Annotated in this window: 14 protein-coding genes; 10 read left to right on the top strand and 4 right to left on the bottom strand. The window is 71.7% G+C overall.

Annotated features, from left to right (window positions below; all coding sequences use genetic code 11):
* The first annotated feature begins 19 nt into the window (after positions 1-19).
* Together ACSP50_RS24260 and ACSP50_RS24255 are read left to right on the top strand one after the other, a co-directional pair.
* Positions 20-3,454, top strand: coding sequence for a discoidin domain-containing protein (locus ACSP50_RS24260; protein WP_014691924.1), 3,435 nt, complete (start codon positions 20-22; stop codon positions 3,452-3,454).
* Positions 3,455-3,531: 77 nt separating this feature from the next.
* Positions 3,532-3,981 (top strand): 2'-5' RNA ligase family protein, encoded by a 450-nt coding sequence (locus ACSP50_RS24255; RefSeq protein ID WP_014691923.1) that lies wholly within the window; start codon positions 3,532-3,534, stop codon positions 3,979-3,981.
* Between the two features lie 7 nt (positions 3,982-3,988).
* Here ACSP50_RS24255 and ACSP50_RS24250 read toward each other — a convergent pair whose 3' ends face one another.
* Positions 3,989-4,369: a hypothetical protein gene (locus ACSP50_RS24250; RefSeq protein WP_014691922.1), complete on the bottom strand. Its 381-nt coding sequence runs from the start codon at positions 4,367-4,369 to the stop codon at positions 3,989-3,991.
* Between the two features lie 144 nt (positions 4,370-4,513).
* Between ACSP50_RS24250 and ACSP50_RS24245 the strand changes: the two genes are divergently transcribed.
* Complete coding sequence (locus ACSP50_RS24245) at positions 4,514-5,245, top strand: DUF72 domain-containing protein (RefSeq protein WP_014691921.1); 732 nt, start codon at positions 4,514-4,516, stop codon at positions 5,243-5,245.
* Positions 5,246-5,265: 20 nt separating this feature from the next.
* Here the strand turns inward: ACSP50_RS24245 and ACSP50_RS24240 are convergent, their stop codons facing one another.
* The gene (locus ACSP50_RS24240) at positions 5,266-5,874 is read right to left on the bottom strand and encodes a TetR/AcrR family transcriptional regulator (RefSeq protein ID WP_014691920.1); all 609 of its coding nucleotides are present in this window, start codon (positions 5,872-5,874) and stop codon (positions 5,266-5,268) included.
* Between the two features lie 98 nt (positions 5,875-5,972).
* Between ACSP50_RS24240 and ACSP50_RS24235 the strand changes: the two genes are divergently transcribed.
* On the top strand, positions 5,973-7,505 hold the full coding sequence (locus tag ACSP50_RS24235) for a DHA2 family efflux MFS transporter permease subunit (protein ID WP_043512073.1): 1,533 nt from the start codon (positions 5,973-5,975) through the stop codon (positions 7,503-7,505).
* A 90-nt stretch (positions 7,506-7,595) separates the two neighbouring features.
* Here the strand turns inward: ACSP50_RS24235 and ACSP50_RS24230 are convergent, their stop codons facing one another.
* Positions 7,596-8,654, bottom strand: coding sequence for a spore photoproduct lyase family protein (locus ACSP50_RS24230; protein ID WP_014691918.1), 1,059 nt, complete (start codon positions 8,652-8,654; stop codon positions 7,596-7,598).
* A gap of 79 nt (positions 8,655-8,733) precedes the next feature.
* Between ACSP50_RS24230 and ACSP50_RS24225 the strand changes: the two genes are divergently transcribed.
* Both ACSP50_RS24225 and ACSP50_RS24220 read left to right on the top strand, forming a co-directional pair.
* Positions 8,734-9,696 carry a hypothetical protein gene (locus ACSP50_RS24225; RefSeq protein ID WP_172898796.1) on the top strand — a complete coding sequence of 321 codons (963 nt, stop codon included), beginning with the start codon at positions 8,734-8,736 and terminating at the stop codon, positions 9,694-9,696.
* Positions 9,697-9,753: 57 nt separating this feature from the next.
* A complete protein-coding gene (locus ACSP50_RS24220) occupies positions 9,754-10,293 on the top strand; it encodes a GNAT family N-acetyltransferase (protein ID WP_043515288.1) in 540 nt (179 codons plus the stop codon).
* Positions 10,294-10,408: 115 nt separating this feature from the next.
* Here ACSP50_RS24220 and ACSP50_RS24215 read toward each other — a convergent pair whose 3' ends face one another.
* Complete coding sequence (locus tag ACSP50_RS24215; protein ID WP_014691915.1) at positions 10,409-11,272, bottom strand: LysR family transcriptional regulator; 864 nt, start codon at positions 11,270-11,272, stop codon at positions 10,409-10,411.
* Between the two features lie 70 nt (positions 11,273-11,342).
* Between ACSP50_RS24215 and ACSP50_RS24210 the strand changes: the two genes are divergently transcribed.
* The 4 genes from ACSP50_RS24210 (at position 11,343) to ACSP50_RS24195 (ending at position 14,629) form a co-directional block, all read left to right on the top strand.
* Positions 11,343-12,068 carry an SDR family oxidoreductase gene (locus tag ACSP50_RS24210; protein ID WP_014691914.1) on the top strand — a complete coding sequence of 242 codons (726 nt, stop codon included), beginning with the start codon at positions 11,343-11,345 and terminating at the stop codon, positions 12,066-12,068.
* A gap of 106 nt (positions 12,069-12,174) precedes the next feature.
* Positions 12,175-12,825 carry a flagellar brake protein gene (locus ACSP50_RS24205; protein WP_014691913.1) on the top strand — a complete coding sequence of 217 codons (651 nt, stop codon included), beginning with the start codon at positions 12,175-12,177 and terminating at the stop codon, positions 12,823-12,825.
* Positions 12,826-12,868: 43 nt separating this feature from the next.
* Positions 12,869-14,095, top strand: a complete 1,227-nt coding sequence (locus tag ACSP50_RS44865; protein WP_014691912.1) for a flavin monoamine oxidase family protein — start codon at positions 12,869-12,871, stop codon at positions 14,093-14,095.
* A 111-nt stretch (positions 14,096-14,206) separates the two neighbouring features.
* Entirely contained in the window at positions 14,207-14,629 is a 423-nt protein-coding gene (locus tag ACSP50_RS24195; protein WP_014691911.1) for a DUF3592 domain-containing protein, read from the top strand.
* The last annotated feature ends 28 nt before the right edge of the window (positions 14,630-14,657 follow it).

Genomic DNA, 14,657 nt, shown 5'->3' with positions numbered 1-14,657 from the left:
ATTCCCCGTTGGGGTGATCATGAGTCAAATATCCGCGTCCGGTCCGCGACGCCGCCGACCGTCCCTCGTCGCCGCGGTCGTCGCGCTGCTGCTCGGCCTCGCCGCGGTCGCGGTGGCCACCGCCGCGAACGCCGCCGACACCCTGCTCTCGCAGGGCAGGCCGGCCACCGCCTCGTCCCAGGAAGGCGCCGACGTCGGCCCGGGCAACGCCTTCGACGGCAATGCCGGCACCCGCTGGTCCAGCCGGTTCACCGACCCGCAGTGGATCCAGGTCGACCTCGGCGCCGCCGCCACGATCAGCAAGGTCGAGCTGCGGTGGGAGGGGGCGTACGGCAAGGCGTACCGGATTCAGACGAGCAGCGACGGGACGGCCTGGACCGACATCTACGCGACGACCAGCGGCGCCGGCGGCACCGAGTCGCTGACCGTCAGCGGCAGCGGGCGCTATGTCCGGCTCTACGGCACCGCGCGGGCCTCCGGCTACGGCTACTCCCTGTACGAGTTCCAGGTCTACGGCTCGCTCAGCACCGGCACGCCGGGCGCCGACTGCACGACGAACGCCGCGCAGGGCCAGCCGGCCGCCGCGTCGTCGGTCGAGGGAGCGGACGTCAGCGCCGACAAGGCGGTCGACGGCAACACCGGGACCCGCTGGTCCAGCCAGTTCAGCGACCCGCAGTGGATCCGTGTCGACCTGGGCGCCACCAAGACCCTCTGCGGCGTGGTGCTGCAGTGGGAGGGGGCGTACGGCAAGGCGTACAAGATCCAAACAAGCCCGGACGGGACCACCTGGACCGACATCTTCTCCACCGGCAACGGTGCCGGCGGCACCGAGGCGTTGACGGTCAGCGGCAGCGGCCGCTACGTCCGGCTCTACGGCACCACGCGGGCCTCCGGCTACGGCTACTCGCTGTGGGAGTTCAAGGTGCTCACCGGCGGCGGGACAACCACCCCGAGCACGCCGCCCACGCAGGATCCGACGAACTACACGACGGTCTGGCAGGACGATTTCGACGGTACGTCGGGGACCACCCCGTCCGCCGCCGACTGGCTGCTGCGCACCGGCACCGCCTACCCCGGCGGGGCCGCGGCCTGGGGCACCGGTGAGGTCGAGACGGCCAGCGCGAGCACCGCGAACGTGTCCCTCGACGGCAGCGGCCATCTGGCGATCAGGGCGCTGCGCGACGCTTCCGGCAACTGGACCTCCGGCCGCCTGGAGACCCGGCGCACCGACTTCGAGCCGCTCGCCGGGCAGCTCACCAGGTTCACCGCGGTGCTCAGGCAGCCCGACGTGGCCAACGGCCTGGGTTACTGGCCGGGCTTCCGAGCCACCGGCGCGGCGTACCGCGGCAACTACACCAACTGGCCGGGTGTCGGCGAGACCGACATCATGACCGACGTCAACGGGCGCAGCCAGCTGTCCCAGACGCTGCACTGCGGCACCGCCCCCGACGGGCCGTGCGCCGAGTACAACGGCCGCAACTCCGGCTTCGCGTCCTGCGCCGGCTGCCAGACCGGCTACCACGAGTACTCGCAGGTGGTCGATCGGACCAGGACCGACGAGGAGATCCGCTTCTACCTCGACGGGCGGCAGAGCTGGGTGGTGCGCGAGTCGCAGGTCGGCGTCGCGGCCTGGAACGCGGCCGTGCACCACGGCTTCTTCCTGCGCCTCGACCTGGCGATCGGGGGCTCGCTGCCGAACGCGATCGCCGGCAGAACCACGCCGACGGCCGACACGACCCCGGGCGGCGTGCTCAGCGTCGACTCGGTGACCGTGTCCCGGGCCACCGGCACCACGCCGACGGCCATGACCGACCCCGCGATCCCGGCCGGGCCCAGCGTCGTCAAGGTGACCGGCAGCCAGGGCAACTGGAAGCTCACCGTCGACGGGCAGCCGTACCAGATCAAGGGCCTGACCTACGGCCCGCCGGCCCGGGCCGCCGACGGCTACCTGCGCGACCTGAAGAACATGGGCGTCAACACCATCCGGATCTGGGGCGTCGACGACACCGATACCCCGATCCTGCTGAACGCCGCGGCCCGGCAGGGCATCCACGTGATCGTCGGGGAGTGGCTCAACCAGGGCGCCGACTACGTCAACGACACCGCGTACATGAACTCGGTGAAGACCTCGATCGTCAACCAGGTCAACGCGCTCAAGGGCAACCCGGGCACGCTGATGTGGGACGTCGGCAACGAGGTCATCCTCACCATGCAGGACCACGGGCTGTCCGCGGCCGACGTCGAGGCGCGGCGCGTCGGTTACGCCAAGTTCGTCGACCAGCTCGCCGACGCGATCCACGCGGCCGACCCGAACCACCCGGTTACCTCGACCGACGCGTACACCGGGGCGTGGCCGTACTACCGGCAGTACGCGCCCCACCTCGACCTGCTCGCGGTCAACTCGTACGGTGCGATCGGCAACGTCTACGACGACTGGGTGGCCGGCGGCTACACCAAGCCGTACGTGGTCACCGAGGGCGGCCCGGCCGGCGAATGGGAGGTGCCGGGCGACGCCAACGGGGTGCCGACCGAGCCGAGCGACCTGCAGAAACGCGACGGCTACACGGCCAGCTGGAACGCGATCACCGCGCATCCGGGGGTGGCGCTCGGCGCGACCGAGTTCCACTACGGCCTGGAGAACGACTTCGGCGGCGTCTGGCTGAACACCTTCACCGGAGGGTGGCGGCGGCTCGGATACGGGGCGCTGGCCAAGGCGTACACCGGCAGGGCCCTGGCGAACACCGCGCCGGAGATCACCGCGATGACCGTGTCGAACCCGGCGGCGGTACCGGCCGGCGGCACCTACACGATCACGACCAGCACGACGGATCCGAACGGCGACCTGATCCGCTACAACCTGATGTACTCCGACAAGTACATCAGCGGTGGCACCGGCCTGACCAACGTCAGTTTCACCGACAACGGCAACGGATCGTTCACCGTCAAGGCGCCCGAGACACTCGGCGTCTGGAAGGTCTACGTGTACGCCTTCGACGGGCAGGGCAACGTCGGCATCGAAACCCGGTCGATCAGGGTGGTGCCGCCCACCGTGACCGGCACCAACCTGGCCAAGGGCAGGCCCGCCACCGCCTCCGGGTACCAGCCGACCGGCATTAACGGACCCCAGCTGCCGTCGTACGCGGTCGACGGCGACTACGGCACCCGCTGGGCCAGCGAATGGGTGGACACCGCCTGGCTGCAGGTCGACCTCGGCTCGGTGCAGTCGTTCGACCACGTGAACCTGGCGTGGGAGGCGGCGTACGCCACGGCGTACCAGATCCAGACGTCGAACGACGGCACCACCTGGACCACGGCCTACGCGACCACCACCGGCGACGGCGGCTTCGACAACCTGGCGATCAACGGCTCCGGCCGCTACGTCCGGATCACCAACACGGCGCGGGCCACGGCGTACGGCTACTCGCTCTACGAATTCGGCGTCTACCGGCAGTAGCCACATCGGGGGAGGGAACGCGCCCGGCGGGCCGGCCGGGCGCGTTCCCCGTGCCCGCGTGCGGTACGCATAGTGCCGTGCACACCGTGGAACTGCTGCTCGATGCGGGACGGGAAGACGACGTACGCCGGCAGTGGGAGCTCTTGCGGGACGCCGGCCTGCCCAGCCTCGCCGATCATCGGCACCCCACCAACCGGCCGCATCTGACCCTGGTCAACGCCGCGTCGCTGGCTGGGTTGCCCGACCTGGACCTGCCGGTGGCCGCCGCGCTCGGTCCGGTGCGGATGCTCGGGAGGGCGCTGGTCTGGGCGGTGACGCCGACCGAGGAGTTGAGGGAACTGCATTTCCGGGTGTGGTCGGCGCTGCCGCAGGCGTGGCCGCCGCCGGACCGGTGGATTCCGCACGTCAGCCTGGCACTCCGGTTTCCCGCGGCGGCGGCCGCCACGATCACTCCGGCGGACGTGCGCGGAGAGTTCGTGGCGGCGCGCAGCTACGACACCGCAACGCGGTCGGTGACCGGCCTCTAGAGGAGGCTCACCGGGTGCTGGCGCGGGCCCAGGCGATCAGCGCCGGCTGACCGAGCAGGCGCACCGCCCGCTTGCGGTCGGTGTCCAGGCCGAAGCTGTCCTTGCGCTCGACGAACTGGGCGATGTTGCCCGGAAACACCCCGGCGAAGAACGCGGCGGCCACGTTGCCCAGCCGCCGCCGGGCCGGCTGACGCCAGGTGACCAGCAGCGCCGTCCCCAGCGCCAGCTCGGCCACCCCGGACACCACCACCACCCGGTCCGGGTCGACCGGGAACCAGGACGGTACCTGCGCCTGGAACTCCTGCCGTTTCGTGGTGAGATGCCCGGCGCCCGCGGTGAGGAGCACCGCGCCGAGGCCGACCTGTCCGAGAGTTCGCAGCAGACTCATGCCTTCACGATCTCCGATCGCCGCGCTTTCCACCACCCGCCCGGGTGACCGCCCGCCCCGGCAGTGGCTCACCGGCTGCCGGGCCGCCGCCATTTTCCTTCGGCGGCGCGCTGATCGGGGGCCGGGGTGGGTACTGGATCCGGCATGGCGGGGGTGCGGGTGGGATTGTGCGGGGCGAGTATGGCGCTGGCCTCCTATGCGCAGCGTTTCCCGGTGCTGGAGGTGCAGCAGACCTTCTACGAGCCGCCCCGCGAGAGCACCCTGCGGCGGTGGCGGGACACCGTGCCGGGGGAGTTCGAGTTCGTCGTCAAAGCGTGGCAGCTGATCACGCACGAGGCCCGGAGTGCGACCTATCGGCGGTTGCGCACCCCGCTGAGCGAGGCGGAACGGGCCGAGGTCGGCGGGTTCCGGTGGACACCGGTGGTGGCGCGGGCCTGGGACACCACGGTCCGGTGCGCGTCGCTGCTGCGGGCCGGCGCGATCCTGCTGCAGTGCCCGGCCAGTTTCCGGCCGACCGAGCCCGCCGTGACCCGGTTGCGGGAATTCCTCGCCCGGGCCCCGCGGCCGGACGGGGTGCGACTGCTGTGGGAGCCGCGCGGGCCGTGGCCGGACGACCTGGTCCGGGACATCTGTGCGGCCGGCGATCTGACGCACGCCGCCGACCCGTTCCTGCGGCCGAGTCTGACGCCGACGGCCTATTACCGGCTGCACGGCGTGACCGGCGCCCGCCACGTCCACACCGATGACGAGCTGGCGCGGCTGGCCGCCATGGTGGACGGCGGGCCGGCGTACGTGATGTTCAACAACCTGGCGCGGGCCGACGACGCTCGGCGGTTCCGCCGGCTGGTGGCCGGCGACGCGCAGCACACCGGATGATCGACGTGGCGCCGGCGTGGCTAGTCGTCGTCGCGTACCGCGCCGGGCCGGTCCGGGCCGGGGGCGATCAGGCTGTGGGCGATGTTGCGGGCGACCGCCGCGAGTTCGGTGTCGGTGACCGGCAGGCCGCGCGAGGCCATCAGCACGATGTTGACGCTGAGCAGCGCCGAGCGGACCCGTAGCGTCTCCTCGACGGTGGCGTCCGGGCCGGTCACGATGTCGAAGAGTTCGGTCATCTTGCCGAACGCGTTCTCCCGCCCCTGCTGCTGGTGCAGGTCGCGGACGACGTGCTGGTTGGCCATCGCGAACTTCATGGCGGCCATGCCGCTGCCGACGCCGAGCTCGACCATCCGGTCGACGACCTGGGCGCGCAGCTCCGGCCCGGGTGGCTGCTCACGGGCCCAGTCGACGAGCTCGTCGAGCGCGTCCAGGTGCGCCTGGAAGATCGACAGGACGATGCTCTCCTTGCTGCTGAAGTGGTAGTACAGCGCCGCCTTGGTGATGTCCAGCCGTTCGGCGATCTCCCGCAGGCTGGTCGCCTCGTAGCCGCGTTCGGTGAACAGCTCGATGGCCACCCTGCGGATCTCCGCTTTGGTGTCGGCGCCGCGCCGCTGTCCTGATGTCGCCATGACCGTCCTCACCTCGGGGTTTGCCAGCTTACCGTGCGGCAAGTAAACTACTGACCGGCCGGTAGGCTACGCAGCAACCATACCGAAAGAAGTCAGCCGTGACCCCACCCACCCGGTTCACCCATCGAGAGATCATGGTGACCATGAGCGGCCTCGTGATCGCGATGCTGCTCGCCATGCTCGACAACATGATCGTGGCGCCCGCCCTGCCGACCATCGTCGGCGAGCTGCACGGCCTCAACCACCTGGCCTGGGTGACCACCGGCTACATCCTGGCCTCCACGGTCGCCACCCCGATCTGGGGCAAGCTCGGTGACCTGCTCGGCCGCCGGATCACCTTCCTCAGCTCGATCGCGATCTTCCTGCTCGGCTCGGCGCTGTGCGGCATGTCGCAGAACATGGGCGAGCTGGTCGGCTTCCGGGCGCTGCAGGGTCTCGGCGCCGGCGGCCTGATGGTCGGCGTCATGGCGGTGCTGGCCGACATCATCCCGCCCCGCGAGCGTGGCAAGTACCAGGGCGTGATGATGGCCGTCATGCCGGTCGCGATGATCGGCGGCCCGCTGGTCGGCGGCTTCATCACCGACCACCTCAACTGGCGCTGGGCGTTCTACGTCAACCTGCCGCTGGGCGTCGTGGCGCTGGGTGTCTGCTGGTTCGTGTTGGCCAAGCTTCCGCGCGGCGCGGGTGCGGTGCGCATCGACTGGCTCGGCGCGGCCCTGCTCAGCGTCTGGATCACCGCGCTGGTGCTGATCACCACCTGGGGTGGCAGCCAGTACGCCTGGGCCTCCGCGCAGATTCTCGGCCTGCTCGCGCTCGCGGTGGTCGCCTTCGTCGCGTTCGTCGTCGTCGAGCGCCGCTCCGCCGAGCCGATCATGCCGCTGTCCGTCTTCGCCAACCGCAACTTCGCGCTGGCCGGCGCGCTCAGCCTGATCGTCGGCTTCGCCATGTTCGGCGGCATCACCCTGCTCCCGCAGTTCCAGCAGTACGTGCAGGGTTCCTCGGCCACCAACAGCGGCCTGCTGCTGATGCCGATGATGCTGTCCGCCATGGTCGTCTCGCTGGTCGGCGGTCAGCTGATCACCCGCACCGGCCACTACCGTGCGCTGCCGATCCTGGGCACCGTGTTGATGACCGCCGGCCTCGCCCTGTTCGCCACCATGGACATCGGCACCTCGCGGTTCACCACCGGCCTGTTCATGGCGGTCCTCGGCGCCGGCATGGGCTGCCTGATGCAGACCACCATGCTGATCGCGCAGAACAGCGCCCCGATCCAGGCGATCGGCGCGGCGACCGGCGCGGCCACCTTCCTGCGCAACATGGGCGGCTCGCTCGGCGTCTCGCTGCTGAGCACGCTCTACACCAACCACCTGATCCACGCGCTGGGCGGCGGCGTGCCGACCGGTTCGGCCGCCGGGATGACCCCGGCCATGCTGCGGGCCCTGCCGGACAACGTGCGGCACCTGTTCGCCCAGGCGGTCACCGACGGCATCGGCGCCGCGTTCACCTGGGGCGCGGTCGCGGCCGCGGCCGGCATCGTGGTGGCGCTGTTCATCCGCCACGTGCCGCTGCGCGGCTTCGCCGACGCACCGAAGGCCCCGGAGCAGGCCGCCGAGGAGCTGCAGGCGGTCTAGACGGTCACCGGCCACGAGCCGCCACGATCCGGCAACGGACCGTGGCGGCTTTTCCGATTGCGGCGGTACGCCGTCGGCAGCCCCGCGTCCTCAGAACGCGTAGCGGACCCGGCAGTAGGGCGTGCGCGCACCGATCAGATCGACCAGCTCAGCCACGTATCTTCCTTTCTCCCCGGTCCGGTACCGCACGTTCCACGACCCGTTCTGCGACCGTTTCGGCTGCTGCAGCTCCGGCCGCCAGATCAGCTCCTCGGCTTTCGGATGCCAGCCCAGGTTCACCTCGTGCAGTTCCCGATTGTGGGTCAGGAAAATGACCTCGGCTGCCAGCTGCCGTTTGGCCGCATCGCCGATTCCGGCATCGAGCTGATCGAGCAGTTCCGCCCAATCCTGCAGCCATCCGTCGCGGACGACGACCGGGCTGAAATTGACGTGCACCTCATAGCCGGCCGCCACGAAATCGTCGATCGCCGCGATCCGCTCGGCCACCGGCGAGGTGCGGATGTCCAGCACCTTCGCATCCTTCGCGGGCATCAGGGAGAATCTGATCCGGGTCCGGCCCTGGGGATCCCAGCCGAGCAGGTCCCGGTTGACGTGCTTGGTGGCGAACGACGCCTTCGCGGTCGGCAGCCAGCGGAACAACTCGACCAGATCCCGCACGTTGTCACTGATCCGCGCGTCGACGCTGCAATCCGAATTCTCCCCGATGTCGTAGACCCAGGCGACCGGATCACATTCGTTCGGCGCGCTCTTGACGCCCTGGCGCTTCGCGTGCCGCGCCACGTACCCGGTGATCTTGTCGATGTTGGCGAAGACCGTGATCGGATTGCTGTAGCCCTTGTGCCGCGGCACGTAACAGTAGGCGCAGGCCATCGCACACCCGTTGGCGGTGGACGGGGCGATGAAATCGGCGCTGCGCCCGTTCGGCCGGGCGGCCAGCGTCTTCTTGACCCCGAGCACCAGCGCTTCCCGTTTGATCCGCACCCACCGGTTGACGTTCGTCTCATCCCCGTAGAGCTCCGGAATCCGGTGGTGCGACTCCACCTCGACCAGCTGCGCCCCGGGAAACCGGGCCAGAATCTCCTTGCCGCGGGGCAGTTCGGCGGCGGCCGGCTCGACATAGATCCGGCGGATGTCCAGCAGCTCGCTCACACCCCGAGTATCCCCTTAATCTCCGCGGTCGGGGTGAACCCCGATGACCGGGAAGCCGCGTCGCGCCTACGGTTTCGAGGTGACCCGCCGACTCGTGCTACTGATCATCGGGGCAGCCGCCGTGGTGCTGGTGCCGTGGAGCGTCTATCTCGCCGACACCCTGCCGGACCGGTATGCGACCGGCCAGTGGCGGGCGACATGGGTGGGTTTCGACCTCGCCCTGGCCGCCTGCCTGGCGATCAGCCTGCGGCTCGGGCTGCGCCGGCGTCCGGCCGCGGTTCCGGTGCTGTCCGCCACCGCGGCGCTGCTGTTCTGCGACGCCTGGTTCGACATCTCGCTCGACTGGGCGTCGTCCGACCTGGCCGTCAGCGTGGTGCTGGCGCTGCTGGTCGAGGTCCCGTTCGGGATTCTGCTACTGGTCTGGGCCCGGCGGCTGATCAGCGGCGGCATGCGCCACACCCAGCTCACGATGCGCCACCTGCGGGCCCGGGAGGATCCGGAATTCGACCGGACGATGGTCGCGCTGGACCGTCTCGGCCCGGCCGACTGCCGCACCATCGCCGCCGCGGTCGGGGTCAGCGAGGCGCAGGTGGGGCTGCAACTGCGCGAGGCCGAGCAGCTGAACCTGGTCGACCGGCGGCGGGACGGCCGGTGGCTGCTGCCCGCCCATCAGAACCTGCGGCTGCCGTCCCTGGAGGCCGCCCGGGACGGCGAGGACCGCGAGCGGTTGCTGCGGTTCCTCGACGCCAAGTACCGCAGCGAGCTGGAGTTGCTGGCCTGGGCGGTCGAGCACCACGCCGAGTTCGGCCGGTGGGGCCACGGCGAGCGCGCCGTCACCCATCTCAGCGGCCCGGAGCTCGCCGCTTTCATCCGCGAGTATCAGGAGCTCAGCAACCGGTACTGTCTGCTGCGCTCGGCGCCGGGCCCGGACACGCGGGAGGTCGCGATCCGGTGGTACGCCTTCCCGAAGCCGGCTGATCAGCCCGCCCTCGTGTCCGTTCCGCACACGTCCGGGGCCACACCGCTCTCCCTCTCGCGATGATGCGGCCCGGGTGAAATCCGGATGTGGCGGCGGCGCCGGTTCCGGGATCATGTCGGTGTGCCCGCATTGATCGCGCCCACCGGGCGTGTACGTCAGTCGTTCCTCGCCGCCATGGCCGAGTTCCGCGCCGAGGGGCGCGCCGGCCCCGGCGACCAGTCCATGATCGGCCGGGAGTGGCGCGAGTTCGGCGACCGGTGGCCCACCCCGGAGGGCTTCGCCGCCTATGTGGACCGGCTGCTGTCCGAGCCGGTGGAGGACACCCCGCGACCCGAGGGGTTCGTGCCCTCCACCACCCTGTGGTGGGTCGACGGCGACGAGTACCTGGGCCGGCTGGCGATCCGGCATCGCCTCACCCCGCAGCTGCTCGACTTCGGCGGTCACATCGGCTACGACGTGCGACCTTCCGCCCGGCGCCGCGGCCACGCGACCGCCATGCTGCGCGCCGCCCTCCCGCTGGCACGCGCGCTCGGCATCAGCTCCGCCCTGGTCACCTGCGACGTCACCAATGTCGGCTCCCGCAGGGTCATCGAAGCCAACGGCGGCGTCTTCGAGGATCAGCGCGCCGAGAAGCTGCGCTTCTGGGTGCCCACCACCTGACGGTCCGCGGGCTGCCGCCGACAGCCGAAGCCGGCTCTGGACAGCACGACGGGCACGGCCCCTGGCCGGCGCCCGGCCGGAACAGCGATTCCCTCCCTGCCGCGGGGGGACGGACTCACGGCCCGGTGATCGTTGCCTGGTGCAGGCGGGTCGCGGTGTGGATCAGGGTGGCCAGTGGCCGGGAGCGGCTGTGTGGCGGCCAGGCGATCACCGTGGTCACCGGGGGTGCGTCCAGGACCGGGATGGTGGCCAGGCCCTCGCGCAGGTGGGGGCGGGCGGACTCGGGCAGGACCGTGCAGAGGCGGCCGAGGGCGACCAGCTGCAGCAGCTGGGCGTGGTCGCGGATCTCCGGGCCGGGACCGTCCGGGTAGGTGCCGTCCGGGCGTGGCCAGCGGGGCAGGGGCAGGCCGGGCAGGTTGCGGAGCTCGGCCATGCGCAGGTGCGGGCGGGTGGTCAGGGGGTGGCCGGCGGGCAGGACCGCGATCTGGTTCTCGGTGCCGAGCTCTTCGGTGTCGAGGCCCGCGGTGGAGTCGAACGGCAGGTGGAGCAGGGCGACGTCGGCGCGGCCGGCGCGCAGGACGCGTTCCTGTTCGGCGATGCCGCACAGGGCTACTTCGACGGGCACCGCGCCGGGTTCCGCGGCGTATGCGTCGAGGAGTTTCGCCAGCAGCTCGGTGGTGGCTCCGGCCTTGGTGACCAGGACCAGTCCGGGGCGTCCGGCGGCGGCCCGGCGGGTGCGGCGTTCGGCGGCCTCGACCGCGTCCAGCGCCACCCGGGCCTCGCGGAGCAGCACCGCGCCGGCCTCGGTGAGGGCGGCGCCGCGGTGGTCGCGGTCGAGCAGGGTGACGCCGAGCCGGCGTTCCAGCCGGCTGATCGCGCGGGACAGCGGTGGCTGGGCGATGCCGAGGCGCTGGGCGGCCCGGCCGAAGTGGAGTTCCTCGGCGACCGCGACGAAATACCGTAGCTCCCGCGTCTCCATGACCACAGGGTATGACCCCGCCACCCGATCGGTATTGGGCCCCGGCCGCCGGCGCGGACAGGATCGGGTCATGAGCGAAACGAGGGTCGCGCTGGTCACCGGCGCGAACAAGGGGATCGGGTACGAGATCGCGGCCGGCCTGGGCGAGCTCGGGCACACCGTCGCGGTGGGTGCGCGGGATGCCGGGCGGCGCGAGGAGGCGGTGGCGAAGCTGCGGGCGGCCGGGGTGGACGCGGTCGGCGTGCCGCTGGACGTGACCGACGAGGGCAGCGTGGTGGCCGCGGCGGAACTCGTCGAGCGGCGGTTCGGCCGTCTCGACGTACTCGTCAACAACGCCGGGGTGACCGGTGGGCGGCCGCAGGAGCCGACGGTCGTCGATCCCGCCGTGATCCGCACGGTCGTGGAGACCAACGTGATCGGGGTGGTCCGGGTGACCAACGCGATGCTGCCGCTGCTGCGCCGGTCGCCGGCGCCGCGGATCGTGAACGTGTCCAGCAGCGTCGGTTCGCTGACCCGGCAGTCCACGCCGGGCGCCGAGACCGGGCCGATCAGCGCGGCGTACTCGCCGTCGAAGTCGTTCCTGAACGCGGTCACCCTGCAGTACGCCAAGGAGCTGGCCGGTACCGGCATCCTGATCAACGCGGCCTGCCCGGGTTACTGCGCCACCGACCTGAACGGGTTCCGCGGCCACCGCACCCCGCAGCAGGGTGCCGCCACCGCGATCCGCCTGGCGACGCTCCCGGACGATGGTCCGACCGGCGGCTTCTTCGACGACGGCGGTGTCGTGCCCTGGTGAATGAGATATCTCACGCCGCGGCGGCACCGGGATCCTCACGTGCGGGCCGACCCGACCGAATGGAGGGGCCGAACCCATTCCACCCGGCTCGCGAGGTGTCTCCATCATGGTTGCTGCGGTCTCTTCCACCGTCGAGCTGCCCGCCGTCGGCACGCCGATGTTTCTCGTCCTCGGTGAGGGGATGAACTTCCGGTCGCGCCTCGAGGCGGTGGACGGTGACCGTTTCACGGTCGCCGCGCCGTTGGAGACCGCCGGCCCGGTCGTGATCTCGGCCGGTCAGCAGTTCGACGTCTTCTGGGCGCCGCCGAGCACCCGGATCGTGCTCCCGGCCCGGCTGGTCGCGGTCTCCGACGAGGCGCCGTTCCGGTGGAGTCTCACCGCGGCGGGGCTCCCGCAGCACAGCAACCGCCGCGAGTTCGTCCGCGGTGGTGGTGGCGCCGCCGTCCGGTTGACCACCGACGACGGTGAGATCGAGGGCGCCCTGCTGGACATCAGCGAGGGCGGGCTGCGCTGCTGGATCGACGAGCCGGCGGCGCTGGCCGCGGGCGGGCGGATGGCGGCCGCCGTCACGCTCGGCGCCGCGGGCACGATCGAGGTGAGCGGCACGATCCTGTCGGTCCGCGAGGCCCCGTACGGCGATCCGGGCCGGCATGTGGTGCTGACGTTCGACCCGCGGGAAAGCGCGGCCCGGGCGATCCGCCGCTACGTGATGGAGTGGGAGATCAACGAGCGCCGTCTCCACCGGGACGCCGCCTGATCCTGTCGTCGCAGGTCACGGACCGGGCGGTACCCTGCCGCCCATGTCGCATCCGGTGCAGTTGCTCGGTTCCGCGGTGTCCCGGTGGGGCGCTGATCCGTGGGCGCTCGGCTCGTGGAGCCTGATCGGCCGGCACGGCGGCCCGCGGGACCGGGTCGCGCTCGGCACGCCGATCGGCGGCCGGGTGCGGATCGCGGGGGAGGCCACCCACGCGACGCGCGCCGGGATGACCCATGGCGCGTACGAGCAGGGCCTTGCCGCGGCCGCCTGGGCCGCGGATCGGGGGCATGCCCGCGTCGCGGTGGTCGGCGCCGGGATGGCCGGCCTGGCCGCGGCCCGCGCGCTCACCGATGGTGGCGTCGAGGTGACGATCTGGGAGGCGCGGGACCGGATCGGCGGCCGGACAGCCGGGGTCGACGTCGCCGGGGGCGCCTTCGATCTGGGCGCCAACTGGCTGCAGCAGTACGACGAGAACGTCCTCGCGCGGATCGCCGAGGACCTCGGTCTCACCATGATCGTGACCGATTTCAACGATCCGCTGGTGCTGCGCGGCGAGCCGTTCCCCGACGGCCTCGAGGACGATCTGCGCCGGCGTCTGGCCTCGGCCGCGCCGGACGCGGGCATCGCCGACGTGCTCGACGCCTGGCTGCGCGATCCGGCCCCGTGGACCGCCGCGGAGATCCATCGTTTCGTCGCCGCCGAGATCGTCATGGACGCCGGCGCCCCGCTGTCCTGGCTGAGCGCCCGGCACGGCTTCGAGCCGGGCGTCGGTGAGGGCGACCGCTGGATCGCCGGCGGTTACCGTCTGCTCGTTCGACACCTGGCGACCGGAATCGACGTACGTCTTCGGCACCCGGCCCGCCACCTCCTGACCCTGCCGGACGGCGTGGTCCTGACCGGTGACGCCGGCACCCTGCGCGCCGACGCGGCCATCGTGACGGCCCCGGTGCCGGTCCTGGCCGCCGGCGCCATCACCTTCGACCCGCCGCTGCCGGAGCCGCACCGCACCGCCCTGTCGCGGCTGGGCGCCGGCCGGGTGGAGAAGGTGATCCTGCGGTTCGACCGGCGGTTCTGGCCGGAGCACGGCTACTACCGGGTGCACGGTCCCTCCGAGCTCTGCATCAGCGAGTGGCTGGACGCCAGCGCCGCCGACGGCGTCCCGACCCTGGTCGGCCTGTTCGCCGGCCCGTGGCTGGACGACCTGTGGACCGGCACCGACCGGGAGGTCGCCGCCCGCGCCGCCGAGGTGTTCCGCGCCGCGGTCGGGTAGAAGCAGCGGCCGGGCGCGGATCGCGGCCGGGTGCGACTCGGCCCTTGCGCGGCCGGAGGACAGTGTGGGGACCGATCGACCACGCGATCGACCACGTGAAGGGGCATGCCGATGACCTCGACCCGTTGGACCGCGGGCTGCCTGACGGTCGCCGCCGTCCTCGGCCTGCTCGCCGCCGGCGTCTTCCTGGTCGACGACCACCAGCGCGGCCGGATCGTCGACCAGGGCCATCAGGTGCGGGCCGTGGTCACCGCCGACCACGAGGACGAGTTCGACCACTGGTACACCGTCGACTACCCGGTACAGGGCACCACCCGCAGCGCCGACCTGCGGTATCCGTGGGTGATCGACACCTTCCCGGTCGGCTCGGAGCTCACCGTCTACGTCGACGCGGACCGTCCGGAGCGGATCGCCACCGCGGACGGCTACTCCACGCCGGTGTGGGCCTCCGCCCCGGGCTTCCTCGCCGTGCTGGCGGTCGCCGCGGCGTTCGCCTCGACCGCGGGCTTCGTCAGCAACCGGAGGAGCTCCTGAACGGCTGACCCGATCCGGCGGACAGTGG

It is taken from the genome of Actinoplanes sp. SE50/110 (assembly GCF_900119315.1).
Lineage (GTDB): Bacteria > Actinomycetota > Actinomycetes > Mycobacteriales > Micromonosporaceae > Actinoplanes.
This window is presented reverse-complemented; position numbering and strand designations above follow the sequence as displayed.

Bases quoted from the DNA above. Each gene is read 5' to 3' on its own strand.
- ACSP50_RS24250 (WP_014691922.1), bottom strand. From the start codon at position 4,369: ATGAGTCTGCTGCGAACTCTCGGACAGGTCGGCCTCGGCGCGGTGCTC.
- ACSP50_RS24195 (WP_014691911.1), top strand. From the start codon at position 14,207: ATGACCTCGACCCGTTGGACCGCGGGCTGCCTGACGGTCGCCGCCGTC.
- ACSP50_RS44865 (WP_014691912.1), top strand. From the start codon at position 12,869: ATGTCGCATCCGGTGCAGTTGCTCGGTTCCGCGGTGTCCCGGTGGGGC.
- ACSP50_RS24210 (WP_014691914.1), top strand. From the start codon at position 11,343: ATGAGCGAAACGAGGGTCGCGCTGGTCACCGGCGCGAACAAGGGGATC.
- ACSP50_RS24240 (WP_014691920.1), bottom strand. From the start codon at position 5,874: ATGGCGACATCAGGACAGCGGCGCGGCGCCGACACCAAAGCGGAGATC.
- ACSP50_RS24215 (WP_014691915.1), bottom strand. From the start codon at position 11,272: ATGGAGACGCGGGAGCTACGGTATTTCGTCGCGGTCGCCGAGGAACTC.
- ACSP50_RS24205 (WP_014691913.1), top strand. From the start codon at position 12,175: ATGGTTGCTGCGGTCTCTTCCACCGTCGAGCTGCCCGCCGTCGGCACG.
- ACSP50_RS24260 (WP_014691924.1), top strand. From the start codon at position 20: ATGAGTCAAATATCCGCGTCCGGTCCGCGACGCCGCCGACCGTCCCTC.
- ACSP50_RS24245 (WP_014691921.1), top strand. From the start codon at position 4,514: ATGGCGGGGGTGCGGGTGGGATTGTGCGGGGCGAGTATGGCGCTGGCC.